Origin of the sequence: Streptomyces sp. NPDC007917, assembly GCF_042959105.1 — a bacterium.
Classification (GTDB): domain Bacteria; phylum Actinomycetota; class Actinomycetes; order Streptomycetales; family Streptomycetaceae; genus Streptomyces.
Window position 1 is genome coordinate 53,407 of record NZ_JBIBKK010000010.1, and the last position, 22,758, is coordinate 76,164.

Genomic DNA, 22,758 nt, shown 5'->3' on the forward strand with positions numbered 1-22,758 from the left:
AACCGCAGGCACACCGGGGGCTCAGCAGTTGCGTGATCCACCGTCCGGCCCCCGTAGCTCAGTGGATAGAGCAGGTGCCTTCTAAGCACTTGGCCGCAGGTTCGAGTCCTGCCGGGGGCGCTCTCCACCTCCTCCTCTACGCACGTAGAGGGTCCGGCCCCGAAAATCCGGTCGGCACTGTCGGCGCGGGCGGTTACAGTGGGGCCGTCCAGGTGCGAAGGCGGGTCCTACTTCCACTGTTAATGGGGCGGTTGCGGGTTCGAGTCCCGTCCGGCGCTCGCGTCGGTAGCTCAATCGGCAGAGCACCTTGTCGGATCCTCCGGCTCTGATCTCTGGACACCCGGCGTGCGTCGCGCGCCGGACACCCGGCGTCGCGCGCCCTCAGTCGGCCGAGCCGGAGACCTCGCGCTCGTACGTCTCGATCGTCCGGACGAACACGGCGCGCTGCTCGGGGGTGAGCGGGTCGAAGGCCGCGCGCCAGGCGTTCGCGCCGTGGGCGAGCCAGGTGTCGATGGCCGAGCGGGTCTCCTGGTCCTCCGTGATGGCGACGATGGTGCGCCTGCGGTCGTCGGGGTCGGTGCGGCGCTCCAGGACGCCCTGGCGGCTGAGGTCGCTGACCATGAGGCTGACCGTCGTGGGGGCGACCTCCAGGCGGGCGGCGAGCTCGTTGACCGGCATCGGGCCGTCGAACAGCAGGTACGACAGCAGCGACAGATGCCTGGGGGCCAGGTTGAAGGAGCTCAGCCGCTCCGGGATCCTGGTGCGCTTGAGCCGGGCAGCGACGCGCGGCATCAGCAGCAGCATGGCCCGGATCGCCTGGTCCGAGCTCAGGGCGGACTCCGGACCGGACCGCGGCTCACGCTCCGCCGACATGCCTCTCAACCCCCTACTGGCTCGCGCCGTCGCCTTCCCGGCAAAGCTATCCCGAGGCGCGCGCCACCGCTCACGGCAGGGGGGTCACGACGGGAGGGGCACCTCCAGGGCGGGCAGCAGGTGCCGCTCCTCGTAGGCGAAGTGCTCCTCCAGGTCCGAGACCAGCCGGTCCAGCTCGGCGCGGATCTTCTTCACATCGGCGGGGTCGGCGGGCAGTCCCCCGTTCAGCAGGGCCTCGAACTCCTTCAGGGCCCGCTCGACCACCTCGTGCTCCTGGCGCAGCCGTGTGATGGCCGGGACCAGATGCGGGAACCGCTGCTCGAAGGCGGTGAACGAGCCGTCCTCCCGGATGTGGTGGGTCTGCAGCGCGTAGCAGAAGGTCAGGCAGTGGCGGCGCAGTTGAGCCACGAGGTCGGCCCCTGAACCGGCGTCGGCCTCCGCGGACTCCCCCGCCAGCGCCCGGTCGATCTCGGCGCGGACGTGGTGGAGCGCGGCGCGCAGATCGTTGTGGTGGCTGATCAGCTGCCGGCCGATCATCCGGTTGCGCTCGGGGTTGTTCGCGCCGAGGTCGAGGAGGTGGAGGGCGATGACCGGTACGGTCCGCTCGGTCTGCTCCGCGTGGGCGCCGAAGCCCGGGTCGTGTGAGCTGCGCAGCTCCCAGTAGCGGTCGCGCTCCTCGCCCTCCAGCACCACCGCCCGCGCCGCGAACGGCTTGACGGCCCCCTCCTCGGTGCCGAGTTCCACGGTGAGATGCGGATCGGCCAGCAGGTCGTGGTACCAGTGCGGGTGCTCGGGACCGTCGGCGTTGGAGCCGAAGACGAGATAGCGGTCCCCGTCGCGCAGATACACGGTGGGGGTCGTATGCGGCTTGCCGGTCCTGGCGCCGGCCGTGGTCAGCAGGATCAGGTGGGCGCCTTCGAACATGCCGCCCACTTGTCCGTTGTTCGCCCGGAAATCTTCGATGAGGTGTTTGTTCAGGTCCACGGGAGCCTTTCCGATACCTTCCTCAGTCCATCCGCAGCACCGCGACCCCCTCCACCCGGTCGGCCGCCAGATCGTCCAGCGCGGCGTCCGCCCGCTCGAACGGGTACGGCGTCACGGTGACCCGGAGCCGGTGGGCGGCCGCCGCGGTCAGGAACTCCCGGCCGTCCTCGCGGGTGTTGGCCGTGACGCTGCGCAGGGTGCGCTCGCGGAAGAGGTGCCGCTCGTAGTCCAGGGCCCAGATGTCCGAGAGGTAGATTCCGGCGACGCTCAGGGTGCCGCCCCCGTCCAGCGCCTCCAGGGCCACCGGCACCAGGTCCCCCACCGGCGCGAAGAGGATCGCCGCGTCCAGCGGCTCCGGCGGCCGGTCGTACGCCTCGCGGGCGGACGCCGCGCCGAGCTCCAGCGCGAGCGCGCGCGCCGCCGCCGAGCGGGTCAGGACGTGGACCACCGCGCCACGGCCGATCGCGACCTGGGCGGTGAGGTGCGCCGACCCGCCGAAGCCGTAGATGCCGAGCCGGCCGCCGGGCGGCAGTTCGGCGCGGCGCAGCGCGCGGTAGCCGATGATTCCGGCGCACAGCAGCGGGGCGAGCTCCTCGTCCGCGTAGCCGCCGGGCAGTTCGTAGGCGTAGGCGGCGGGGACCGTGACGTACTCGGCGTAACCGCCGTCCGCGTCCCAGCCGGTGTACTCCGACGACGGGCACAGGTTTTCCTGGCCCCTCAGGCAGTAGCGGCAGCGGCCGCAGGTCCGGCGCAGCCAGGGGATTCCCACCCGGGTCCCGGCCGGTGGGCCCTCCGCCGCCGGGCCCGCCGCGACCACCTCCCCGACCGCCTCGTGGCCGGGGACGACGGGGGTCCTGTGCGGCGGCAGGTCGCCGTCGCGTACGTGCAGATCGGTGCGGCACACCCCGCAGGCCCGGACCCGCACCAGCAGCTCATCCGCCGCGGGCCGCGGAACCGGCAGCTCCACCTGGTCGACCCGGCCCGGGGTCCGCACCACCCATGCCCGCATTTTCCCTGGGATGTCTGGATTCGCCTGCGCCACCGGGGCAACGTACTGCGGCGGCCTTACGGGGAGGCGGAGGCGCGCGTTCCGGGCGCGTCAGCGGGCGCGTCAGTGGGCCCGCGGCGAGCGCCCGTAGGCTAAGGCCCATGGGCAGCTCACGGTCTCCGCTGGCGGAGCGGGCCACCGGCCCCGGCGCCGCCCCGCCCGCGCGCCACGGCGCCTGGCGCGGGCAGGGTCCGGTGGTCTGCGCGGTGGCGGTCGGCGGCGCGGCGGGGGCGGTGGCGCGGTACGGGGCGTCGCTGCTGTGGCCGATCCCGGCGGGCGCGTTCCCCTGGACGACGTTCCTGGTCAACGCCGTGGGCTGTGGGCTCATCGGCGTTCTCCTGGTGCTGATCACCGAGGTGTGGGCGGCGCACCGGCTGGTGCGGCCGTTCTTCGGGACGGGGGTGCTGGGCGGGTTCACCACCTTCTCGACGTACGCCGTGGACATCGAGCGCCTGGTCGACGGGGGCAGCCCGGCCACCGGGCTGGTCTATCTGGTGGCCACCCCTCTGGCGGCGCTGGCGGCGGTGTGGGCCGCGGTGGCGGCGACGCGGCGCGCCATGGGGGTGGCCGGGCCACGGGGCGCACGCCGAACAGCGGATGCCACGGAAGCGAACGGCACGGGCGGCGGGGGCGGGCGATGAGCGGCCTGCGGCTGACCGTGTTCGTCGGCGAGAGTGACACCTGGCACCGCAAGCCCCTGTTCGCGGAGATCGTGCACCGCGCCCACCGGGCCGGGCTCGCGGGAGCCAGCGTCTTCCGCGGGGTCGAGGGATTCGGCTCCTCGTCGCTCGTCCACACCTCACGGCTGCTGTCGCTGAGCGAGGATTTGCCCGTCGCGATTGTGATCGTGGATACGGAGGAGCGGGTACGGGCGTTCCTCCCCGAGCTGGAGGAGATCGTCGACGAGGGGCTGGTCGTCCTCGACCCGGTCGAGGTGATCCGCTTTCCGCACCGCGACGAGGGCGAGAAGGGTGAGGAGACCCGGTGAACTGGCTGCTGGTGGTGGCCGGCGCCATGGTGGGCGCGCCGCTGCGCTATCTGACCGACCGGGCCGTGCAGGCCAGGCACGATTCGGTGTTCCCGTGGGGCACCTTCACCGTCAATGTCGTGGGCTGTCTGGTGCTGGGCACGCTGACCGGCGCGGCCGCCGCCGGGGCCGCCTCCTCGCGGCTGCAGCTGCTGCTGGGCACCGGGCTGTGCGGGGCGCTGACGACGTACTCGACGTTCTCGTACGAGACGCTGCGGCTGGCTGAGGACGGCGCCCGGGTCTTCGCGGTCGCGAATGTGGTGGTGAGTGTGGCGACCGGCGTCGGCGCCGCCTTCGCCGGTGCGGCGCTGGCCCGGGCCATCTGGGGCTGAGCACCGGGGACCCGCCGCTCAGCCCCGTCCGGAGCCGGGCGCCGCGTCGGGAACGGGCGGCAGCAGCCTGGTGCCCGGCGTCAGCTCCTCCCCCGCCCTCGCCGACCGCAGATGCTCGCGCAGCACCCGGCTCAGCTCCCGCGCCGCCCGCGGCGGCGCGACGTCCTTGCGGTGCGCGAGAGAGATGGTGCGCTGCATGCCGTGGCCCGCGAAGGGCGTGGCCCGCAGCCCGGACCTGGCGGCCACCATCCCCGGGATCACGGCGATCCCCAGCCCCGCCCGGACGAAGCCGAGCACCGCGTCCATCTCCCCGCCCTCGACCGAGAACGAGGGCTCGAAGCCGGCGGCCCGGCAGGCCGAGGTGGTGAACTCCCGCAGGTCATAGCCGCGCCGGAACATCACGAGCGGCTGGTCCCGGAGATCTTCGACGCGGATGTGCCGACGTCTGACGGGCGGCGGCGCGGCGGGCGAGGAGGCCACGACCAGCTCCTCGCGCAGCAGTTCGGTGGTGGCCAGCGCCGGGGCCTGCCCGGCCAGCGGGGTGATGATCAGCGCGAGGTCCAGCTCGCCCGCGGCCAGGGTGCGCACCAGGTCCTGCGAGCCGCCCTCGTCCACGATCAGTTCGATGCCGGGGAACTCGTCGTGGAAGCGGCGCAGCACATCCGGGACGAGGCTGGCGCACAGGCTCGGCGGGGCGCCGAGCCGGACCCGGCCGCGCCGCAGCTGGGCGACCTCCTGCACCTCGCGGCGCGCGGTCTCGGTGTCGGCGAGGATCTGGCGGGCCAGCGGGAGCAGGGCCTCCCCCGCGTCCGTGAGGGCGATGTTGCCGCGGGCGCGGTGGAACAGCTCGGCGCCCAGCTCCCGCTCCAGGGTGCGGATCTGCTGGGACAGCGAGGGCTGGGCGACATGCAGGATCTCCGCCGCGCGCGTGAAATGGCGAGTATCGGCCACGGTGGCGAAATAGCGCAGCTGCTGCAGTCTCACCCAGGCATGATAGCTGTGGGCTATGGAAACGAGCCATACCATGTCTTGGACGAATCGCAAGGCTTTCCCTAGCGTCTTGTCACATGGCACTGGCGACGCGGACGGGCCCTGAGCGGCCCGCCCAGAAGGGGCCGCGACAGCGGCCGGAACCGCCGCGGAAGCCCGCGCGGAGACCGTCCCTCATCGGCTCCGTGTGGCGCTCGACCGTCGGCAAGAAAGCGGTGATGGCCGTCACCGGGCTGGTCATGCTGGCCTATCTGGCGGCCCATATGTTCGGCAATCTGAAGATCTTCTTCGGCCCCGGCGAGTTCAACCACTACGGGCACTGGCTGCGCACCATCGGCGAGCCCGCGCTGCACTACGAGTGGTTCCTGTGGATCGTCCGGGTGGCGCTGGTGGCCTCCGTGGTGCTGCACGCCGTGGCCGCGTACCAGCTCAGCCGCCGCGATCTGGCCGCGCGGCCGCAGAAGTACGCGCGCCGCAGGCAGCAGGCGAGCTACGCCACGCGGACGATGCGCTGGGGCGGGGTGATCCTCGGCCTGTTCATCGTCTGGCACATCCTGGACCTGACCACGCTCACCGTGAACGAGCGCGCCGAGCCCGGCCATCCGTACCAGAACGTGGTGGCGACCTTCTCCACCTGGTACGGCAACACCATCTACATCGTGGCGATGCTGGCCCTCGGCCTGCACATCCGGCACGGCCTGTGGAGCGCCGCCCAGACCCTCGGCGCGGGCCGCCCGCACCGCGACCGCGCCCTCAAGATCACCTCGACCGCCGTCGCGGCCGTCCTGGCCGGCGGGTTCATCGCCGTGCCCATCGGGGTCATGACCGGAGCAGTGAGCTGATATGAGCACTTACGCGGAGTACACGACCGGCGAGCCGATCACCGATACCAAGGCCCCGGACGGCCCCATCGAGGAGCGCTGGAACCGCCGCCGCTTCGAGGCGAAGCTGGTCAACCCCGCCAACCGCCGCAAGTACACCGTGATCGTGGTCGGCACGGGCCTGGCGGGCGGCGCGGCCGGGGCGACGCTGGCCGAGCAGGGCTACCACGTGGTGCAGTTCTGCTACCAGGACTCGCCCCGGCGGGCCCACTCGATCGCGGCCCAGGGCGGCATCAACGCGGCCAAGAACTACCGCAACGACGGCGACTCCATCCGCCGGCTGTTCTACGACACCGTCAAGGGCGGCGACTTCCGCGCCCGCGAGTCCAATGTGCACCGCCTCGCCGAGGTCTCGGTGGAGATCATCGACCAGTGCGTGGCCCAGGGCGTGCCGTTCGCCCGCGAGTACGGCGGTCTGCTGGACACCCGCTCCTTCGGCGGCGTCCAGGTCTCCCGCACCTTCTACGCCCGCGGCCAGACCGGGCAGCAGCTGCTGCTCGGCGCGTACCAGGCGCTGACCCGGCAGATCGCCGCGGGCAACGTCGAGATGCACCCCCGCACCGAAATGCTCGACCTGATCGTCATCGACGGCCGGGCCCGCGGCATCGTGGCCCGCGATCTGATCAGCGGCGAGGTCTCCACGTACTTCGCGGACGCCGTCGTGCTGGCCTCCGGCGGCTACGGCAACGTCTTCTACCTGTCGACGAACGCCAAGAACAGCAACGCCACGGCCATCTGGCGGGCGCACCGGCGCGGCGCGTACTTCGCCAACCCCTGCTTCACCCAGATCCACCCCACCTGCATCCCGCGCTCGGGCGACCACCAGTCCAAGCTGACCCTGATGAGCGAGTCGCTGCGCAACGACGGCCGCATCTGGGTGCCCAAGGCCAAGGGCGACACCCGCCCGTCGGCCGAGATCCCCGAGGACGAGCGCGACTACTACCTGGAGCGGATCTACCCGTCGTTCGGCAATCTGGTGCCCCGCGACATCGCCTCCCGCGCCGCGAAGAACGTGTGCGACGAGGGGCGCGGGGTGGGCCCGGGCGGCCAGGGCGTCTATCTGGACTTCGCCGACGCGATCGCCCGGATGGGCCGCAAGGCGGTGTCCGAGAAGTACGGCAACCTCTTCGAGATGTACGAGCGGATCACCGCCGAGGACCCGTACCAGGTGCCGATGCGGATCTACCCCGCCATCCACTACACGATGGGCGGCCTGTGGGTCGACTACGACCTGCAGACCACCGTGCCCGGCCTGTTCGCGGTCGGCGAGGCCAACTTCTCCGACCACGGCGCCAACCGGCTCGGCGCCTCCGCCCTGATGCAGGGCCTGGCCGACGGCTACTTCGTCCTCCCCTCCACCATCAACGACTACCTGGCCCGGCACCCGCACGGCGAGGTCGACCCCGGCCACCCGGCGGTCACCGAGGCGGTGGCGGAGGTGACGGACCGCCTGGCGCGGCTGCTGGCCAACGACGGCGACCGCACCCCCGACTCCTTCCACCGCGAGCTCGGCGAACTGCTGTGGGACGAGTGCGGCATGGCCCGCACCGACACCGGGCTGCGCAAGGCGCTCGACCGCATCCCGGCGCTCCGCGAGGAGTTCTGGCGGCGGATCAAGGTGCCGGGCACCGGTGAGGAGCTCAACCAGTCGCTGGAGAAGGCCAACCGCATCGTCGACTACCTGGAGCTCGCCGAGCTGATGTGCCTGGACGCGCTGCACCGCGCCGAGTCGTGCGGCGGCCACTTCCGCGAGGAGAGCCAGACGCCCGACGGCGAGGCGGCCCGCGACGACGAGTCATTCTCGTACGCGGCGGCCTGGGAGTTCCGGGGCACCGGCAGCGCGCCCGTCCTGCACCGCGAAGACCTGGTCTTCGAGTACGTCCACCCCACGCAGCGGAGTTACGCATGAGGCTCACCCTGCGGATCTGGCGCCAGCGCGGCCCGAAGGAGCCGGGCGCCATGACCGCGTACGAAGTCGACGGCATCTCGCCCGAGATGTCCTTCCTGGAGATGCTGGACACGCTCAACGAGGAGCTGATCCTGCGCGGCGAGGAGCCCGTGGCCTTCGACCACGACTGCCGCGAGGGCATCTGCGGCGCGTGCGGCATGGTCATCAACGGCCAGGCGCACGGCCCCGAGCGCACCACCACCTGCCAGCTGCACATGCGGCACTTCTCCGACGGTGACACGATCGACGTCGAGCCGTGGCGCGCCGCCGCCTTCCCCGTGGTCAAGGACCTGGTCGTGGACCGCTCGGCCTTCGACCGGATCATCGGCTCCGGAGGCTACATCTCCGCGCCGACCGGCAGCGCCCCGGACGCGCACGCCACGCCCGTGCCCAAGCCGGTCGCCGACACGGCCTTCGAGCACGCCGAGTGCATCGGCTGCGGGGCCTGCGTGGCGGCCTGCCCCAACGGCTCGGCGATGCTCTTCACCTCGGCCAAGGTCGTCCATCTGAACGTGCTGCCGCAGGGGCAGCCGGAGCGCGAGTCGCGGGTGCTCGACATGGTCGGCGCGATGGACGAGGAGGGCTTCGGCGGCTGCACCAACACCGGGGAGTGCGCGGTGGCCTGCCCCAAGGGGATTCCGCTGCAGAGCATCTCCACGATGAACCGGGAGTTCCTGCGGGCGAGCCTCAAACACGGCCGCGGCTGACGGTACGAGACTCCTCGTACCGTCAGCGGGGCAAGCGGCGGCCGGTCGCTCAGACCGCCGCCGTCACCGGGGTCCCCCGTCGCGTCTCGCGCCGGCGCAGGACCGTCCCCAGGCCGAGCGTGGCCAGCGCGATGAGCATCATCAGCGCGCTGGTCCACACCGGCGAGCGGAAACCGAGGCCCGCGTCGATGGCGAGCCCGCCGAACCACGGGCCCGCCGTGTTGCCGACGTTGAACGCCGCCGTGGTGAACCCGCCCGCGAGGGTGGGCGCGCCGTCGGCCAGGTAGAAGGTGCGCGAGGTCAGCACCGGCGCGATGCCGAACGCGAGCAGGCCCTGGACGAAGACCAGCACGAACACGGCCACCGCGGCCCCGGCCGTCAGGGCCAGCACGGCCCAGCCGAGCGTCAGCGCGCTCATGCCGGCCAGCAGGACCAGTTGCGGCCGGGAGTCGGCGATCCGGCCCCCGACGGTGATGCCGATGAACGCGCCCACGCCGAACAGCACCAGCATCGCGGGCACCCATGTGGCGCTGTAGCCGCTGACGTCGGTCAGCAGCGGCGCGAGATAGGTGAAGGTGCAGAAGGTCGCGCCCTGGACCAGGGCGTTCATGGCGTAGGCGGTCAGCAGCTGCGCGCCGACCAGCGAGCGCAGCTCGGCGCGCAGCCCGGCCGAGGGCGCGTCGGGGCGACCGGCCGGGATCGAGGCCAGGACGGCGGCGACGCCGGCCGCGGACAGCACGGCCACCGCCCAGAACGCCGACCGCCAGCCCCACAGCTGGCCCAGCACGGCGCCGCCGGGCACACCCGCCACACAGGCCACCGTGACCCCGCCCACGACCACGGACATCGCGCGGGCCTTTTTGTCCGGCTCGACCATGCTGACCGCGGCCCCGGCGGCCACCGCCCAGAAACCGGCGTTGGCGAGCGCGCCGACGATCCGGCTCGCCAGCAGTACGCCGTAGTCGTCCGTGACCGCCCCGACGACATGGGCGGCGGCGAACGCCACCAGGAACGCCACCAGCGCGGTCCGCCGTGGCCAGCGCAGCGTGAGCATCGCGAGCAGCGGCCCGCCGACGACCATGCCGATGGCGAACGCCGAGGTCAGGAAGCCGGCTTGGGGGATGGAGACCCCGAGGTCGGCGGCGATGTCCGGCACCAGTCCGGACAGCATGAACTCGGACGTGGCCTGGGCGAACACGGCCAGCCCGAGCATGTAGACGGCAAAGGGCATACGGGAACTCCCCGAGTGAAAGTGACGGAATCTGCGAGCGGGCAGCGTTCGCCGAGGGAGGGTTCACCGAGGTGCGCGCCAGGACGCGTCACCGCACGCGGGAAAGGCGTGGGCGACTGGCAGGAGCGCGAGGGAGAAGAGTTAAGAATCGACATCCGGTCGGAGTCGTCCGCTGCCCGAGATGCGGAGATCCGGCCGCCGGGGCGGCGCCAAGGCTGCCGCACGGCCTCAAGAGGGCCGGTGTGCGCGGCTCATCGGCGGTACTGCCACCGGACGCGGCCGGTGGCTAGGGTCTGTCGGACTCCGGGCTGCTCATGATCTCGCACCGTAGCAGCCCCGTCCACATCTCTGCCACGGGTTTGCCGGGGGCCGCTTCAGCGGTGGGGCCGCCGCCGCGCGGCCCCACCGGTCACCGCACCAGGAACTCGTCGAGGATGCCCGGAGCCGCCGCGTGCGCGAACGCCGCCGCCTCCCCGGCCGCCATGTCGGGGATGCGATAGCCGTCCTCGCCCGCGGCGACGGCCGCGGTCACGGTCGTGACCCCGGCCCGGCGCGACATCGGGCTGTCGGTGAACGTCCAGGCCAGCACGGCCCGGCGGTCCAGGGCGACCGTGTCGCGGCTGAAAGTGCCGGACCGGATCAGCAGATGGCCGTCCTGACCGCCGGTCAGCCCGTGGCCCAGCGCGCGGTACGCGTCGCGCGCCAGGGCGTACACGACAGGGGTCGCGACGAGGAGGAAGCCCCCGGCGCAGTACAGCAGTACGGGCGTCAGCAGCGCCCCGAGCACGGCGAGTGCGGCCGTCACCGGCGCCACGGCCCACACCATGCCGCGCACGATGCGACGGCGGAGCGCGGCGCGCGGGTGCCGGGTCAGCTCCGGCCGGTCGAAGAGCGCTTCGCCGAGGGCGGCGTGAGCGGGCCGGGCTCCTCGGCCGCGCGGTGCGCCGGGGCGCGTGAGTATGCCGGTCAGCACCCGCAGGGCCTCCGCGCGCGGGGCGGGCGGGAGCACCGTGCTGCGCGTACGGTTCTCCTCGCGGTTGCCGAGGCCGCTCGCCACGGCCCGTACGGCCGCGCCGCCGGCCGCGCGCAGCAGCATCGGCTCGCGCAGCACCGCACCGCGCAGCCGGGCCCGTTCGATGGAGACCGAGCGGGTGGTGAGCAGCCCGCGCCGCACCCGCAGGGTGCCCGCGTCCGCCCACTCCAGGCGGTACCGCCACCAATTCTCGGCGTAGACGGCGACCGCGCCGACGGTGCCCATGGCGGCCACGGCCAGCAGGGCGAGCGGGATGGTCACCCACAGCACGCTGTTGCCGAAGTCCTCGAAGGCGCGGCGGACGGGGCCGATGTGCCACGGCTGCACCCCGAGGCCGTCCAGTACCCGCCACACCGCGCCCACGACCGCGAACACCCCTCCGAAGACCCAGAACGTGAACGGGGCGTAGCGCAGCCAGCGCGGGTCCCCGGTGGACAGGACCGGCTCGGCGGTGGCGTCGCCGGAGCCCGCGCGGGCCAGCAGTTCGGCGCGCAGCCGCTCGGCGGCGGGGCGGGTGAGGGCTTCCAGGGTGAGCCCGTCGTGGCTGCCGTTCGCGCCGGTGGTGCCCGCGCGCAGCACGACGAGGCCGAAGATCCGCTGTACGGGGCCCGCGGTCAGGTCGACGTTGCGCACGCGGTGCAGCGGGATGGTGCGCGTCCGGCGGATGAACAGGCCGGAGCGCAGCTCGAAGGAGTCGGCGGTGACGCGGTAGCGGGTGCGGGACCAGCCGATCAGCCCGGCGACGGTGACGACGGCGAAGGAGGCCGCGACGATGGCGAGGGTGATCCAGGCCCGTTTGCCCAGCCGGCCGCCGGTGGCCAGCGCGGTGAGCGCGAGCGAGCCGAGCGGGGCCGCCATCCAGCTGCAGTGGACGGCGATGGTGCGGGGGTCGAGCGAGCGCCACCGGGCGCCCAGCGCGTCGGCGACCGGGTGGTCGGCGCCCATGGGCTGAGCGGTCACGCGGCATCACCCGGCACCAGCTGCGCCGCGTCGCCGATGCGCCGCGCCAGCTCCTCCGCCTCGGCGTCGGAGAGCCCGGCGATGCGGACGTCGCCCGCCGTGGAGGCGGTGGTGATGGTGACGGTGGCCAGCCCGAAGGCCTGTTGGAGGGGGCCGCGCGCGGTGTCGACGGTCTGCACCCGCGACAGCGGGGCGATGCGCCGCTTGCGCCAGAGCCAGCCGCTCGCCGCGTAGACCGCGCGCTCCCCCAGCTCCCAGGCGTGTGTGCGGTACCGCCACCGCGGCATGGCCCATAGGTAGCCGAGGGCGGGAAGCACCAGCGTGACCAGCAGCAGCGGGCCGAGCCAGGGCAGCGCGCCGGGGAAGAAGAGCAGCGAGAGGACGAGCAGGGTGACGGCGGTCAGCAGCATCGGCCCGCTCACGGCGAGCAGCGCCTGCACGGTCCACCAGCGGCGGGCGCGCGGGTCGACGCCGTGGAGCGGCGCCCTGAGCTGGGGCCTGGGCACGGGCATGGACATGGGAGATTCCCCCCGAGGTTTTTCAAGTCAACTGTATTGGCACGCGTCCGCCACGGTATAGCAATACGATTGACTTGCAAAAGTGGGAAGGGAGCGCGGCATGCCCAAACGGGTGGACCACGAGGAGCGGCGCAGACAGATCGCCGAGGCGCTGTGGCGGATCGCCGCCACACGCGGCCTCGACGGCGCGAGCCTGCGCGACGTAGCCGCGGCGGCGGGCATCTCGCTCGGACAGCTGCAGCACTACTTCACCAGCAAGGACGACATGATCGTCTTCGCGCTCGGCCATATCGAGCAGCTGGCACAGCAGCGCATCCGGGCCCGTATCGAGGCGCTGCCGGGCGCCCCCACCCCCAGGGTCGTCCTCCGCGAGACGCTTGCCGAGATGCTGCCGCTGGACGAGGCGAGCCGCACGGGCTATCTGGTGCAGGTCTCCTACTTCGTACGCGCCGTCAACGACGAGCGGCTGCGCACCCACGCCAAGGAGGGCATCGCGGCCCTACGGGCCTTCTTCGCCGACCTGTTGAAGGCGGCCATCGGCCAGGGGGAGGTGTCCGCGGACCGGGACCCCGACCGCGAGGCAGCCCTGCTGATCGCGCTGACGGACGGGCTCTCGGCCGCCGTTCTGATGGAGTACGACAGCCCGCAGGGGGCCCTGGCCCTGCTCGACCAGCATGTGGCGCGCCTCTTCAGCGGCCCCGGCCCGGCTTGATGGCGAGCGCCTGCGGCAGGTCGTCCAGCGCCTCCACCAGCAGTTCGGCGCCGCGTACCGCCACCCCCGGCCGCTCCCCCTCCTGGTCCTGCCACCGCTCCAGGGCCTCGTGCACCGGGCCCCACTCGGGCGCCCGGCGCTCCCGTACGGCCGTGACCGCCCCGGGCAGCGCCTCCCGCAGCGCCGCCGCGAACTCCTCGGCCTCCTTGGACGCGGGCGTGTCCGGGGCGGGCAGATGCGCCTCGAGCAGCATGGTGACCCGCCCCATGGTGGACAGCGCCGTCTGCGCCGCGCGGGCCGCGCCGCGGGACAGCCCGCGGTGGCGCACCGGCTCATGGTGGGCCCGCGCCTCGCTCTGCTCCCAGGCCGCCCGCGCCGCGCGCGCGTCCAGCAGCGCCTCCCGCACCTGGCGGGGGCGGCGGTCGGCCGGGCGGGCGTGCACATCGAAGACGGCGACGGCGTAACGGCCGTTGGTCTCCAGCCAGTCGGCCAGCCGGTCCCGCAGGAGCGGTGTCTCCCAGGCGGGGAAGACGACATAGGCGGCCATCGCCAGCAGCCCGCCCAGCAGGGTCAGCGCCACCCGCGCCGCGACCGTCTGCGACCAGCCCTCCCCCGCGATGCCCAGCAGGAAGACGACATACCCGGTCACACAGGCGGAGGCGACGATGAAGCCGGTGCGCAGCAGGAGGTACAGCGCCGCGGCACAGACCACGGCCAGCGCCGCGCTCACATACGGGCCGGGGTGGGCCAGCGCCATCACCGCGCCGCCGAGCACCACGCCCCCCAGGGTGCCCGTGAAGCGCGCCACGCCCCGCGAGAAGGTCTGACGGAAGTCCGGCCGCATCACCATCACCGAGGTGAGCGGCGCCCAGTAGCCGTGGCCCCACGGCAGCGCGGTCCCCAGCAGATAGCCGCAGGAAGCGACCGCGGACACCCGCACCGCGTGCCGCAGCACGGGCGAGGACCAGCGCGCCTCGCGCCGCAGGGCGCGCAGCGCCACCGGGACCATGCCGGGGACGGTGGGCCGGGGCAGATAGCGGCGGTCCTTGGCCCCTTCGGCCGTCACGGCCTCCACCGGCTCGTCCGAGGACTCCACCACATCGGCCACCAGCGCCATCAGCCGCAGCGCGGCCCGGCGGGCCGCGCCGCTGAGCATCGGCCCGGTCGGGGGCACCTCCAGCACCGCCATGGCGTCCGGCGGCAGCCGCACCGGCTTGCCCCAGCGGATCGCGTGCGCCACGGCGTCCAGCACGGTCGCCGTCGCGCCCAGCAGATCGCGCGCCCGGTCGCGCTCGGGCCCCTCGGGCGCGGCGCCGACCACCGGGTCGGCGAGCGAGGCCAGCACGGGCCGGATGCGCTCGGCGAGCAGCCGGTAGCCGCGCAGCTGGCGCGGGCGCCGCCGGGCCTGGCGGGGTGTCACGGCGGCGGCGCTCCGGGCCTCCATCAGCGGCTGCGGGTCGAACGGCGCCACCGGGTCGTGGCGCAGCCGGCGCGCGTAGTCGGCCACCGCGGCCAGCGCGTCCGCGAGGGCGTCGCGCTGCACCCCCCACGGCCGGACCGGGAACAGCACGATGAGCGCGGCCTGCACCACCCCGCCCAGCCCGATCAGGGCGGTGTGCTGCAGGGCGCCCAGTACCGAGGTCGGAAGGGTGACGGTGACCAGCATCACCGCGACCATCTGGGTGGCGACCAGCCCGGAGACCGGGCCGACCGCCCACGCCATCCCGGTCAGCAGCGTCCAGACGGCAACCATGACCAGGAAGGTCGCGGTGTGGGCGGCGGCCAGATAGCCGAGGAACGTGGACACCGCGAGCCCGCCCGCGGCGGCCAGCGCCAGCGCGGGGCGTGGCCGCCAGCTGCGCTGGAAGGTCGCGATCCCCGAGGAGAAGGCGCCGAACGCCGAGGAGACGGCGAGCGTCGGCGAGCCGAGCCACATGGTCACACCGATGACCAGCGCGACCCCGCACGCGCCGCGCAGCGCGACCAGCGGCTCCAGCCTGGTGCGCTCGATCGCAAGCCCGGCGCGTGCGGTCGCCTTCAGCGCGTGTGACCAGGTCATACGGTGAGACTACGGCCCTGGCCCAGGGAAACTGAACCAGCCGTTCCGCGCTGGTTCGTCACACCCGCCGCGTCACACCCGCCTCACCACAACCCCGGTGTCACATCCCCCGCGTCACATCCCCCGTTCACATCCCCGCTTCACATCCGCGGCATCGCCTCGTCGGCATCGCGTCCGCCGCGCCAGATCCGCGGCATCACCTCGTCGGTGTCGCGTCCGCGCGCCACTCAGCCCTCCACACCGCAGTCGACGTCCAGCAGCTTCATCGGCTTGCTGCCGTCGAGGTCCACATACGCGGTGAAGGACGCGGTCCGCGGCGAGCCGTCCCAGGTGGTGGTGATCGTCGCCCAGCCCACCCGCGCCGACTGGGCCGTGGTGACCTCCCCGACCTCGATGTCCCGCGGCGTGTTCTGCGCGCACAGCAGCACATCGAAGCCGGGGTTCTCGGCGGCCTTCTCCTTGAGCTGGTCCGAGACCAGGTGCTCCCGCTCCCAGGGGCGCGGCCCGTGGTTGCCGTAGAAGCCCTCCAGGAAGTGGTGGATCTCCTCGGCGGAGTAGCGGCCGTTGGGGTCGGTCCGTACGGAGGTCTGCGCGGAGGCGGCCGCGGGCGAACCGGCGGCGAGAACGAGGCCGAGGCCGAGCGCGGCCGCGCAGCCTCCGGCGAGGGCCGCGGAGCGGCGAAGAGAGCGAAGCATGAGAAGTCCCCCTGTGCTGTGCTGTATCAGTCGGTGTCCGGTCTTGTGACCATTGATCGGTCGAGCATCAAGAAAGACCCGCGCGCAGATCGGATGGTTGCCCCACCGCTCCGCAACAGGCGTGTAACAGCGGGGCGTTGGTCCCGATCGACGGCAGATCCGGGTGGTTGGGCGCGCCCGCCGAATGGCCTCCCGTTCAATGGCGGAAAACCGGTCCGTTAGCCTGTGGCGGTCACCGACCCGGAACCACCTCGGGGGACCCGCAAGCATGCGCCACCACATATCCGGACCCGGGCGAGCGATTGTCTCTTCCATCGCGCTCGCCGTCGTACTCACCGCCTGCTCCAGCTCCGGCTCCAGCGGTGGAGCGGATTCTTCCAATAAAGTCGACAAAGACGGCAAGGGCGAGTCGTCGTCCGCCCCGGCCGGTCTCATCTCCCTCAAGTCGGCACAGAAAGTCCTGCTCAACTATGCGAAGGTCAACAACGAGGCCAACTCCGCACAGGATCCGAAGAAGATAGCCGAGGTGGAAGACGGCGCGCTGCGGCAGCAGAGCCAAGCGACATTCACCCAATTCAGGACCCTGCCCAAGAAGGAACAGGAGTCCTACAAAGTCCCCTTTTACTATCCGGTCGAGGGTGCCCACTTCTATATCCCCCGCAAGGGTTCCGAGGACGTCTTCTTCGTCGACACCCGGGTCACCGGCAAGAACATCGACGAGGGCCGCCGGCGGCTGATCGCCTTCCGGCACACAAAGGGCAACGAGGGTGCCGCCTGGAAGGCGGTGGCCGTCGGTGAGATCGGCAGCAAGACCGAATTGCCGAAGATCCAGCGGGACGGTGACGGATTCGCCTCCGTGCTCAAGCCGTCGGACCAGGTGGGCGGCGTCAAGCTGGCCGAGCTGCGCGGGCTGTCCCAGGACTTCTATCTGACCGGCGGCAAGAGCGCGGGCAGCAGGTTCACGGACAACGCGGCCGTGAAGGACTGGAAGAAGGACTACGCCGACCGCGCCACGTTCCCCGACGGCTGCGTCAACGGCAAGTACAAGGCCGCCCGCACCGCCGGCGGGACCGTGTACGGGCTCAAGACATCCGACGGTGGTGCCGTGACCCTGTACGACTTCGGGGTCGACTACATGAACTGGCCGAAGGCCGACGGCATGAACTGCACATCCGTCATGCAGATCGGCAACATGCCCACGGTCACGGACGTCTACCTGGACGGCAGGGACACCTCCACCTTCCTGACCCGCACCGATTCGCTGCTCACCATGGCTGTCGTACCGCCCTCCGGCAAGCCCGTCCGTGTCACCGGATACAGCTTCCAGCTCATCAACGCCGAGGGCTGAACAGCCAGGATCGGCCCGTCGAAGTCGGCGATGCTCCTCGATCGCCCCCCGAATGCTTACATGCGGCCGGGCTTCGGAGGCCGGGCGTTCTGCAGGAGAAAGTCCTCGGTGAGGTCCAGGAGCCATTCGCGGGCCGGGACGTTCTCGAAAACGTGGCCGACGCCTGGGAAGCGGTGCTCTTCCAACCGGTCGCCGTAGATGGCGCGGTACCGGTCCACCACCTCGCGTGGCACGACCTCGTCGCCGTCACCGAAGGCGAACAGGACCGGTCCGGCGTAGGCGGCGGCGTCGCTCCACGGGTCGATGGAGGAGCCGTCCTCGAAGAACTTCCGGTAGACCGGCAGCCCGAAGAAGTCCCAGTAGCCCTTGTCGAGGATCTCGGGCCAGTACGCGGTATCGGCGGGGTCGGTCGCCGCGATCGCAGTCGCGGCAGGCGCCCACAGCGCCAGCGCCTTGACCTCGCTTTTCGCGGCGGCGAGCGAGGCGGTCAGCCCACCGAGACTCATGCCCAGGAGGCAGAGCCGGGCGGGGTCGATCACATGGTGCCGTGCCAGCTCGTCGAGGACGGCGCTGACCTGCGCGACCTGGTCGGTGACGGTGATGTCGGCGAAGTCGCCATCGGACTCGCCGCAGGCGGCGAAGTCGAATCGGTAGGCGGCCACGCCATGCCGCGCGAGGCGTTCGGCGAGCCGCACGAACGTGTTGCCGAACTCGGTCCGGTTGCCGCCGAACCCGTGGCACATGACGACGGCCGGAACCGGTTCGCGCTGAGGGCCGGGGAGGTGGAGGATGCCGCGGAGGGCGCGGCCGGCGTGCTTGACGTTGAAAGGAATCACGCGCCGAACGTAACGACGGCCGACGGCCCTCCGTCAGCGTGATGTGAGCCACACGGCGCGAACGACCGGACGGCTCAGGCGCCACCGCGCCGTCGCAACCAGATTCGACAAGCTCGCCATCCGCTACGAGGCCACCATTCCCAGGACCCCACCGGATGCGCTACCGGTGGGGCCGCCTCTGACGGAACCTCAGTGGTTCTTGGGGAAACCGAGGTTGATGCCGACCTCCTCCGACGGCTCCGGCCAGCGGGTGGTGACGACCTTGCCGCGGGTGTAGAACCGCACGCCGTCGTTGCCGTAGATGTGCTGGTCGCCGAAGAGCGAGTCCTTCCAGCCGCCGAAGGAGTGGTAGCCGACGGGGACCGGGATCGGCACGTTGACGCCGACCATGCCCGCCTCCACCTCCAGCTGGAAGCGGCGGGCGGCGCCGCCGTCGCGGGTGAAGATGGCCGTGCCGTTGCCCCACTTCGAGCTGTTGATCAGCTCGATGGCCTCGTCGTAGGTCTCGGCGCGGACCACGCACAGCACCGGGCCGAAGATCTCGTCTCGGTAGGCGTCGGCGGTGGTGGGCACCTTGTCCAGCAGCGAGACGCCGATGAAGAAGCCGTTCTCGTGGCCCTCGACCGTGTAACCCGTCCCGTCGACCACGACCTCGGCGCCCTGCGCGGCCGCTCCGTGCACATACGAGGCGACCTTGTCGCGGTGCTCCTTGGTGATGAGCGGGCCCATCTCGGAGGCCGGGTCGTCGCCGGGGCCGATGCGGAGCCTGGCGGCGCGGTCGGCGATCTTCTTGACCAGCTCGTCGCCGGTGTCGCCCACCGCGACCACGACGGACACGGCCATGCAGCGCTCGCCGGCCGAGCCGTACGCCGCGTTGATGGCGTTGTCCGCGGCGAAGTCCAGGTCGGCGTCGGGCAGCACCAGCATGTGGTTCTTGGCGCCGCCGAGCGCCTGCACCCGCTTGCCGTGCTCGACGGCCTTGGCCTGGATGTACCTGGCGATCGGCGTGGAGCCGACGAAGCTGACCGCGGCGATGTCCGGGTGCTCCAGGAGCCGGTCGACGGCCACCTTGTCGCCGTTGACGACGTTGAGCACGCCGTCCGGCAGTCCCGCCTCGGCGGCCAGCTCGGCCAGCCGGAAGGAGGCCGAAGGGTCCTTCTCGCTGGGCTTGAGCACGAAGGTGTTGCCGCAGGCGATGGCCACCGGGAACATCCACATCGGCACCATGGCCGGGAAGTTGAACGGCGTGATGCCGGCGACCACGCCGAGCGGCTGGCGGATCGAGGCGACGTCGACCCCGGTGGAGACCTGGGTGGACAGCTCGCCCTTCAGCTTCTCCGCGATCCCGCACGCGAGCTCGACGATCTCCAGGCCGCGGGCCACCTCGCCCAGGGCGTCGGAGTGCACCTTGCCGTGCTCGGCGGTGATCAGGGCGGCGATCTCGTCGCGGTGGGCGTCCAGCAGTTCGCGGTACTTGTAGAGGACCGCGGTGCGCTTGGTCAGCGAGACGGTCTTCCAGGACGCGAAGGCCTCCTTGGCGGCGGCGACGGCCGCGTCCACCTCGGCCACGGAGGCGAACGCCACCTGTGTGCCCTGGGCGCCGGTCGCCGGGTTGTAAACCGGGCCGAACGCGCCCGAGGCGCCCTCGACGGGCTTGCCACCGATCCAGTGGTTGACGGTCTTCATGGGTGCGGAGCCTTTCTCTTCGTTCACCAGTCGGTCACTGGTCAGGGAGGCGATCAGAGGTGGCGGCGGCGCGCCGCGGCCTGCCGGTCGTAGGTCTCGCGGGCCTTGACGGCCGCCGGACGGGTGGCGGCCTGGGCGACGGGCACGTCCCACCAAGCCTGGGCAGCGGGCGCGCCCGGCACCGTGTCGGCGGTGTCGGTCTCCACATAGACGCAGGTGGGGCGGTCCGAGGCGCGCGCGGCGGCCAGTGCCTCGCGCAGCTCGGCCACGCTCCCGGCGCGGATCACCTCCATGCCGAGCGAGGCGGCGTTGGCGGCCAGGTCGACCGGGAGCGGATCGCCGGTGTACGTGCCGTCGGCGGCGCGGAAGCGGTAGGCGGTCCCGAAGCGCTCACCACCAGTCTCCTCCGACAGGCCGCCGATGGAGGCGTAGCCGTGGTTCTGGATCAGCACGATGTTGATGTTGATTCCTTCCTGGACCGCGGTGACGATCTCGGTCGGCATCATCAGATACGTACCGTCCCCGACCAGCGCCCACACCGGGCGGTCGGGCGCCGCGAGCCGGACGCCGATGGCGGCCGGGATCTCGTAGCCCATGCAGGAGTAGCCGTACTCGAGGTGGTACTGGCGCGGCGAGCGGGCCCGCCACAGCTTGTGCAGATCGCCGGGGAGCGAGCCGGCGGCGTTGATGACGACGTCCTCGTCGCCGACGGCCGCGTCCAGGGCGCCCAGGACCTGGGTCTGGGAGGGCCGGGCGGACTCGTCCCCCGCGGCGTACGCGGCGTCGACCCGCTGTTCCCAACGGGCCTTCCCGGCGGTGTACTCGGCCTCGTACTCCTTCTCGACGCGGTGCCCGGCCAGCGCCTCGGTCAGCGCGTCGAGCCCGGCGCGGGCGTCGGCGACCAGGGTCGTCGCGCTCAGCTTGTGGGCGTCGAACGGCGCGATGTTGAGGTTCAGGAAGCGGACGCCGGGATCGGCGAAAAGGGTCGCCGAGGCGGTGGTGAAGTCGCTGTAGCGGGTGCCCACGCCGATGACCAGGTCGGCGGTGCGGGCGAGGTCGTCCGCGACGGCGGTGCCGGTGTGTCCGATGCCGCCGATGTCGGCGGGGTGGTCATGGCGCAGCGAGCCCTTGCCCGCCTGGGTGGAGGCGACGGGGATGCCGGTGGCGTCGACGAGCGCGTGCAAGGCGTCCTCGGCCTCGCTGTGGTGGATGCCGCCGCCCGCGACGATCAGCGGCCGCCGGGCGGCGCGCACGGCCTGCGCGGCCGCGGCGAGCTCGGCCGCCTCCGGTGCGGGGCGGCGCACGTGCCAGACGCGGTCGGCGAAGAACTCCTCGGGCCAGTCGAACGCCTCGGCTTGGACGTCCTGCGGGAAGGCGAGGGTGACGGCGCCGGTGTCGACCGGGTCGGCGAGCACCCGCATGGCCTGCAGCGCGGCCGGGATCAGCGACTCGGGGCGGACGATCCGGTCGAAGTAGCGGGAGACCGGCCGCAGGCAGTCGTTGACCGACACATCGCCCGCGAAGGGGACCTCGAGCTGCTGCAGCACCGGGTCGGCGGGGCGGGTGGCGAAGGTGTCGCCGGGCAGCAGGAGTACGGGGAGCCTGTTGACGGTGGCCAGGGCGGCGCCGGTGACCAGGTTGGTGGCGCCCGGGCCGATGGAGGTGGTGACGGCCTGGGCGGCGAGCCGGTTGGACTGGCGGGCGTAGCCGACGGCCGCGTGCACCATGGCCTGCTCGTTGCGGCCCTGGAGGTAGGGCATGGTGTCCTGGCCGGTCTCCAGCAGCGCCTGGCCGAGGCCCGCCACATTGCCGTGGCCGAAGATGCCCCAGCAGGCGTTGATGAGGCGCCGTCGCTTCCCGTCACGCTCGGTGTACTGGTGGGCCAGGAACTCGATCAGGGCCTGGGCCGTGGTGAGCCGGCGGGTGGCTCCGCTCATCGTGTCTCTCCCGTGGGGGCGTCGGGGGCGTCGTAGAGGGGCAGGCGGGGGTCGACGGGCTGGTCGGGCCAGGTGGCGCGGATCCAGGCGTGGTCGGGGTGGTCGCAGATCAGCCAGTCGCGCTCCTGGCCGGGGCCCGCCATGACGTTGAGGTAGTACATGTCGTGGCCGGGGGCGGCGATGGACGGGCCGTGCCAGCCGTCGGGGATCAGGACCAGGTCGCCGGAGCGGACCTCGGCGAGCACGTCCGTGCCGCGGCCGTGCCCGGAGGGGGAGACCCGCTGGTAGCCGACGCCCTCGTTGCCGTGCGCCTCGGCGATCTCGAAGTAGTAGATCTCCTCCAGCTCGGACTCCTCGCCCGGGCGGCACTCGTCGTGCTTGTGCGGCGGGTAGGAGGACCAGTTGCCGCCGGGGGTCAGCACCTCGACGGCGATCAGCTTGTCGCACTCGAAGACACCCGCGGCGGCGAAGTTGTTGACCTGGCGCGAGCAGTTGCCGGTGCCGCGCAGCTCGACGGGGACGGCGGAGGCCGGTCCGTAGCGGGCGGGCAGCCGGCGCTCGCAGCGGGCGCCGGTGAGCGCGAACCGCCCGCCCGCCGCGCTGGTGATCCGCGCGTGCGCGTCGCGCGGCAGATACGCGAAGTCGCTGACGCCGCTGAACACGCTGTCCCGGCCGTGCAGTTCGAAGGTCTGTCCCTCCGTCTCCACGGTGCAGCCGCCGCTCAGCGGCAGCACGATCCACTCGCTGTCGCCGGTGGCCAGCTGGTGCGAGCCGCCGGGCGGCAGATTGAGGACGCGCAGCGAGGAGTGGCCCCACCCGGCCCGCGCGGGGTCGATGTCCACGGCGTAGGGCCCGGCGGCCGCCTTGCCGGCCTGCAGATGGAAGCCGGTGGAACCGGTGTAAGGGTCAGTAGTGGTCATGTCGTCAGTCTCCGCCTTGTCAGCGCCGTGTTT

At 72.3% G+C, this 22,758-nt stretch carries 21 protein-coding genes and 2 tRNA genes; 10 read left to right on the forward strand and 13 right to left on the reverse strand.

The window, feature by feature from the left end:
• Positions 1–47: 47 nt before the first annotated feature.
• Both ACFZDL_RS21395 and ACFZDL_RS21400 read left to right on the forward strand, forming a co-directional pair.
• Positions 48–120: transfer RNA gene (locus tag ACFZDL_RS21395), tRNA-Arg, on the forward strand.
• Between the two features lie 94 nt (positions 121–214).
• Positions 215–278 (forward strand) — tRNA-Ser (locus ACFZDL_RS21400).
• A 103-nt stretch (positions 279–381) separates the two neighbouring features.
• Here the strand turns inward: ACFZDL_RS21400 and ACFZDL_RS21405 are convergent.
• The 3 genes from ACFZDL_RS21405 to ACFZDL_RS21415 form a co-directional block, all read right to left on the reverse strand.
• Complete coding sequence (locus tag ACFZDL_RS21405; protein ID WP_353594110.1) at positions 382–873, reverse strand: MarR family winged helix-turn-helix transcriptional regulator; 492 nt, start codon at positions 871–873, stop codon at positions 382–384.
• An 84-nt stretch (positions 874–957) separates the two neighbouring features.
• Complete coding sequence (locus ACFZDL_RS21410) at positions 958–1,857, reverse strand: nitroreductase/quinone reductase family protein (RefSeq protein ID WP_353594109.1); 900 nt, start codon at positions 1,855–1,857, stop codon at positions 958–960.
• 22 nt (positions 1,858–1,879) lie between these two features.
• Positions 1,880–2,866: a zinc-binding alcohol dehydrogenase family protein gene (locus tag ACFZDL_RS21415; RefSeq protein ID WP_353594108.1), complete on the reverse strand. Its 987-nt coding sequence runs from the start codon at positions 2,864–2,866 to the stop codon at positions 1,880–1,882.
• A 140-nt stretch (positions 2,867–3,006) separates the two neighbouring features.
• On the opposite strand from ACFZDL_RS21415, the gene ACFZDL_RS21420 reads away from it, so the two are divergent.
• The 3 genes from ACFZDL_RS21420 to crcB are packed head-to-tail and all read left to right on the forward strand — an operon-like array spanning position 3,007 to position 4,264.
• Positions 3,007–3,546 carry a CrcB family protein gene (locus ACFZDL_RS21420; RefSeq protein WP_353594107.1) on the forward strand — a complete coding sequence of 180 codons (540 nt, stop codon included), beginning with the start codon at positions 3,007–3,009 and terminating at the stop codon, positions 3,544–3,546.
• Positions 3,543–3,893, forward strand: coding sequence for a DUF190 domain-containing protein (locus tag ACFZDL_RS21425; RefSeq protein ID WP_353594106.1), 351 nt, complete (start codon positions 3,543–3,545; stop codon positions 3,891–3,893). Before ACFZDL_RS21420 ends, ACFZDL_RS21425 begins: the two co-directional genes overlap by 4 nt.
• Entirely contained in the window at positions 3,890–4,264 is a 375-nt protein-coding gene (gene crcB / locus ACFZDL_RS21430) for a fluoride efflux transporter CrcB (protein ID WP_353594105.1), read from the forward strand. The genes ACFZDL_RS21425 and crcB overlap by 4 nt, the downstream gene beginning before the upstream one ends.
• An 18-nt stretch (positions 4,265–4,282) precedes the next feature.
• Here crcB and ACFZDL_RS21435 read toward each other — a convergent pair whose 3' ends face one another.
• On the reverse strand, positions 4,283–5,248 hold the full coding sequence (locus tag ACFZDL_RS21435) for a LysR substrate-binding domain-containing protein (RefSeq protein ID WP_353594104.1): 966 nt from the start codon (positions 5,246–5,248) through the stop codon (positions 4,283–4,285).
• Between the two features lie 83 nt (positions 5,249–5,331).
• Between ACFZDL_RS21435 and ACFZDL_RS21440 the strand changes: the two genes are divergently transcribed.
• From ACFZDL_RS21440 to ACFZDL_RS21450, 3 genes are read left to right on the forward strand one after another with little or no spacing between them, the layout of a single operon-like run.
• Complete coding sequence (locus tag ACFZDL_RS21440) at positions 5,332–6,096, forward strand: succinate dehydrogenase (RefSeq protein ID WP_353594103.1); 765 nt, start codon at positions 5,332–5,334, stop codon at positions 6,094–6,096.
• 1 nt (position 6,097) lies between these two features.
• Entirely contained in the window at positions 6,098–8,044 is a 1,947-nt protein-coding gene (locus ACFZDL_RS21445) for a fumarate reductase/succinate dehydrogenase flavoprotein subunit (RefSeq protein WP_353594102.1), read from the forward strand.
• Positions 8,041–8,790 carry a succinate dehydrogenase/fumarate reductase iron-sulfur subunit gene (locus ACFZDL_RS21450; protein WP_353594101.1) on the forward strand — a complete coding sequence of 250 codons (750 nt, stop codon included), beginning with the start codon at positions 8,041–8,043 and terminating at the stop codon, positions 8,788–8,790. Before ACFZDL_RS21445 ends, ACFZDL_RS21450 begins: the two co-directional genes overlap by 4 nt.
• 49 nt (positions 8,791–8,839) lie before the next feature.
• Here the strand turns inward: ACFZDL_RS21450 and ACFZDL_RS21455 are convergent, their stop codons facing one another.
• The 3 genes from ACFZDL_RS21455 to ACFZDL_RS21465 all read right to left on the reverse strand — a co-directional run bounded on the left by ACFZDL_RS21455 (position 8,840) and on the right by ACFZDL_RS21465 (position 12,532).
• A complete protein-coding gene (locus ACFZDL_RS21455) occupies positions 8,840–10,021 on the reverse strand; it encodes a Cmx/CmrA family chloramphenicol efflux MFS transporter (protein ID WP_353594100.1) in 1,182 nt (393 codons plus the stop codon).
• Between the two features lie 409 nt (positions 10,022–10,430).
• Positions 10,431–12,014 carry a PH domain-containing protein gene (locus ACFZDL_RS21460; RefSeq protein ID WP_391191892.1) on the reverse strand — a complete coding sequence of 528 codons (1,584 nt, stop codon included), beginning with the start codon at positions 12,012–12,014 and terminating at the stop codon, positions 10,431–10,433.
• Positions 12,011–12,532 (reverse strand): PH domain-containing protein, encoded by a 522-nt coding sequence (locus tag ACFZDL_RS21465; RefSeq protein WP_353594099.1) that lies wholly within the window; start codon positions 12,530–12,532, stop codon positions 12,011–12,013. The genes ACFZDL_RS21460 and ACFZDL_RS21465 overlap by 4 nt, the downstream gene beginning before the upstream one ends.
• Positions 12,533–12,632: 100 nt before the next feature.
• On the opposite strand from ACFZDL_RS21465, the gene ACFZDL_RS21470 reads away from it, so the two are divergent.
• Positions 12,633–13,244 carry a TetR family transcriptional regulator C-terminal domain-containing protein gene (locus tag ACFZDL_RS21470; RefSeq protein ID WP_353594098.1) on the forward strand — a complete coding sequence of 204 codons (612 nt, stop codon included), beginning with the start codon at positions 12,633–12,635 and terminating at the stop codon, positions 13,242–13,244.
• Here the strand turns inward: ACFZDL_RS21470 and ACFZDL_RS21475 are convergent.
• On the reverse strand, positions 13,222–15,303 hold the full coding sequence (locus tag ACFZDL_RS21475) for an FUSC family protein (protein WP_353594097.1): 2,082 nt from the start codon (positions 15,301–15,303) through the stop codon (positions 13,222–13,224). The genes ACFZDL_RS21470 and ACFZDL_RS21475 overlap by 23 nt on opposite strands.
• A 227-nt stretch (positions 15,304–15,530) precedes the next feature.
• Complete coding sequence (locus ACFZDL_RS21480) at positions 15,531–15,998, reverse strand: hypothetical protein (protein ID WP_353594096.1); 468 nt, start codon at positions 15,996–15,998, stop codon at positions 15,531–15,533.
• 268 nt (positions 15,999–16,266) lie between these two features.
• Here ACFZDL_RS21480 and ACFZDL_RS21485 point away from each other — a divergent pair, with 268 nt between their 5' ends.
• The gene (locus tag ACFZDL_RS21485; protein ID WP_353594095.1) at positions 16,267–17,346 is read left to right on the forward strand and encodes a hypothetical protein; all 1,080 of its coding nucleotides are present in this window, start codon (positions 16,267–16,269) and stop codon (positions 17,344–17,346) included.
• A gap of 56 nt (positions 17,347–17,402) precedes the next feature.
• On the opposite strand, the gene ACFZDL_RS21490 is transcribed toward ACFZDL_RS21485, so the two are convergent.
• The 4 genes from ACFZDL_RS21490 to iolB all read right to left on the reverse strand — a co-directional run bounded on the left by ACFZDL_RS21490 (position 17,403) and on the right by iolB (position 22,725).
• The gene (locus tag ACFZDL_RS21490) at positions 17,403–18,182 is read right to left on the reverse strand and encodes an alpha/beta hydrolase (RefSeq protein WP_353594094.1); all 780 of its coding nucleotides are present in this window, start codon (positions 18,180–18,182) and stop codon (positions 17,403–17,405) included.
• A 189-nt stretch (positions 18,183–18,371) separates the two neighbouring features.
• The gene (locus ACFZDL_RS21495; protein WP_353594093.1) at positions 18,372–19,868 is read right to left on the reverse strand and encodes a CoA-acylating methylmalonate-semialdehyde dehydrogenase; all 1,497 of its coding nucleotides are present in this window, start codon (positions 19,866–19,868) and stop codon (positions 18,372–18,374) included.
• Between the two features lie 53 nt (positions 19,869–19,921).
• Entirely contained in the window at positions 19,922–21,805 is a 1,884-nt protein-coding gene (gene iolD, locus ACFZDL_RS21500) for a 3D-(3,5/4)-trihydroxycyclohexane-1,2-dione acylhydrolase (decyclizing) (protein ID WP_353594092.1), read from the reverse strand.
• Positions 21,802–22,725 carry a 5-deoxy-glucuronate isomerase gene (gene iolB / locus ACFZDL_RS21505; RefSeq protein WP_353594091.1) on the reverse strand — a complete coding sequence of 308 codons (924 nt, stop codon included), beginning with the start codon at positions 22,723–22,725 and terminating at the stop codon, positions 21,802–21,804. Before iolB ends, iolD begins: the two co-directional genes overlap by 4 nt.
• Positions 22,726–22,758: the final 33 nt, after the last annotated feature.

Excerpts from the sequence above, each read along its gene's own strand:
- ACFZDL_RS21480 (WP_353594096.1), bottom strand. The coding sequence starts at position 15,998 with ATGCTTCGCTCTCTTCGCCGCTCCGCGGCCCTCGCCGGAGGCTGCGCG.
- ACFZDL_RS21470 (WP_353594098.1), top strand. The coding sequence starts at position 12,633 with ATGCCCAAACGGGTGGACCACGAGGAGCGGCGCAGACAGATCGCCGAG.
- ACFZDL_RS21425 (WP_353594106.1), top strand. The coding sequence starts at position 3,543 with ATGAGCGGCCTGCGGCTGACCGTGTTCGTCGGCGAGAGTGACACCTGG.
- iolD (WP_353594092.1), bottom strand. The coding sequence starts at position 21,805 with ATGAGCGGAGCCACCCGCCGGCTCACCACGGCCCAGGCCCTGATCGAG.
- ACFZDL_RS21415 (WP_353594108.1), bottom strand. The coding sequence starts at position 2,866 with ATGCGGGCATGGGTGGTGCGGACCCCGGGCCGGGTCGACCAGGTGGAG.
- ACFZDL_RS21465 (WP_353594099.1), bottom strand. The coding sequence starts at position 12,532 with ATGTCCATGCCCGTGCCCAGGCCCCAGCTCAGGGCGCCGCTCCACGGC.
- ACFZDL_RS21455 (WP_353594100.1), bottom strand. The coding sequence starts at position 10,021 with ATGCCCTTTGCCGTCTACATGCTCGGGCTGGCCGTGTTCGCCCAGGCC.
- ACFZDL_RS21405 (WP_353594110.1), bottom strand. The coding sequence starts at position 873 with ATGTCGGCGGAGCGTGAGCCGCGGTCCGGTCCGGAGTCCGCCCTGAGC.
- ACFZDL_RS21440 (WP_353594103.1), top strand. The coding sequence starts at position 5,332 with ATGGCACTGGCGACGCGGACGGGCCCTGAGCGGCCCGCCCAGAAGGGG.
- ACFZDL_RS21475 (WP_353594097.1), bottom strand. The coding sequence starts at position 15,303 with ATGACCTGGTCACACGCGCTGAAGGCGACCGCACGCGCCGGGCTTGCG.
- ACFZDL_RS21450 (WP_353594101.1), top strand. The coding sequence starts at position 8,041 with ATGAGGCTCACCCTGCGGATCTGGCGCCAGCGCGGCCCGAAGGAGCCG.
- ACFZDL_RS21495 (WP_353594093.1), bottom strand. The coding sequence starts at position 19,868 with ATGAAGACCGTCAACCACTGGATCGGTGGCAAGCCCGTCGAGGGCGCC.
- iolB (WP_353594091.1), bottom strand. The coding sequence starts at position 22,725 with ATGACCACTACTGACCCTTACACCGGTTCCACCGGCTTCCATCTGCAG.
- ACFZDL_RS21485 (WP_353594095.1), top strand. The coding sequence starts at position 16,267 with ATGCGCCACCACATATCCGGACCCGGGCGAGCGATTGTCTCTTCCATC.
- ACFZDL_RS21420 (WP_353594107.1), top strand. The coding sequence starts at position 3,007 with ATGGGCAGCTCACGGTCTCCGCTGGCGGAGCGGGCCACCGGCCCCGGC.
- ACFZDL_RS21445 (WP_353594102.1), top strand. The coding sequence starts at position 6,098 with ATGAGCACTTACGCGGAGTACACGACCGGCGAGCCGATCACCGATACC.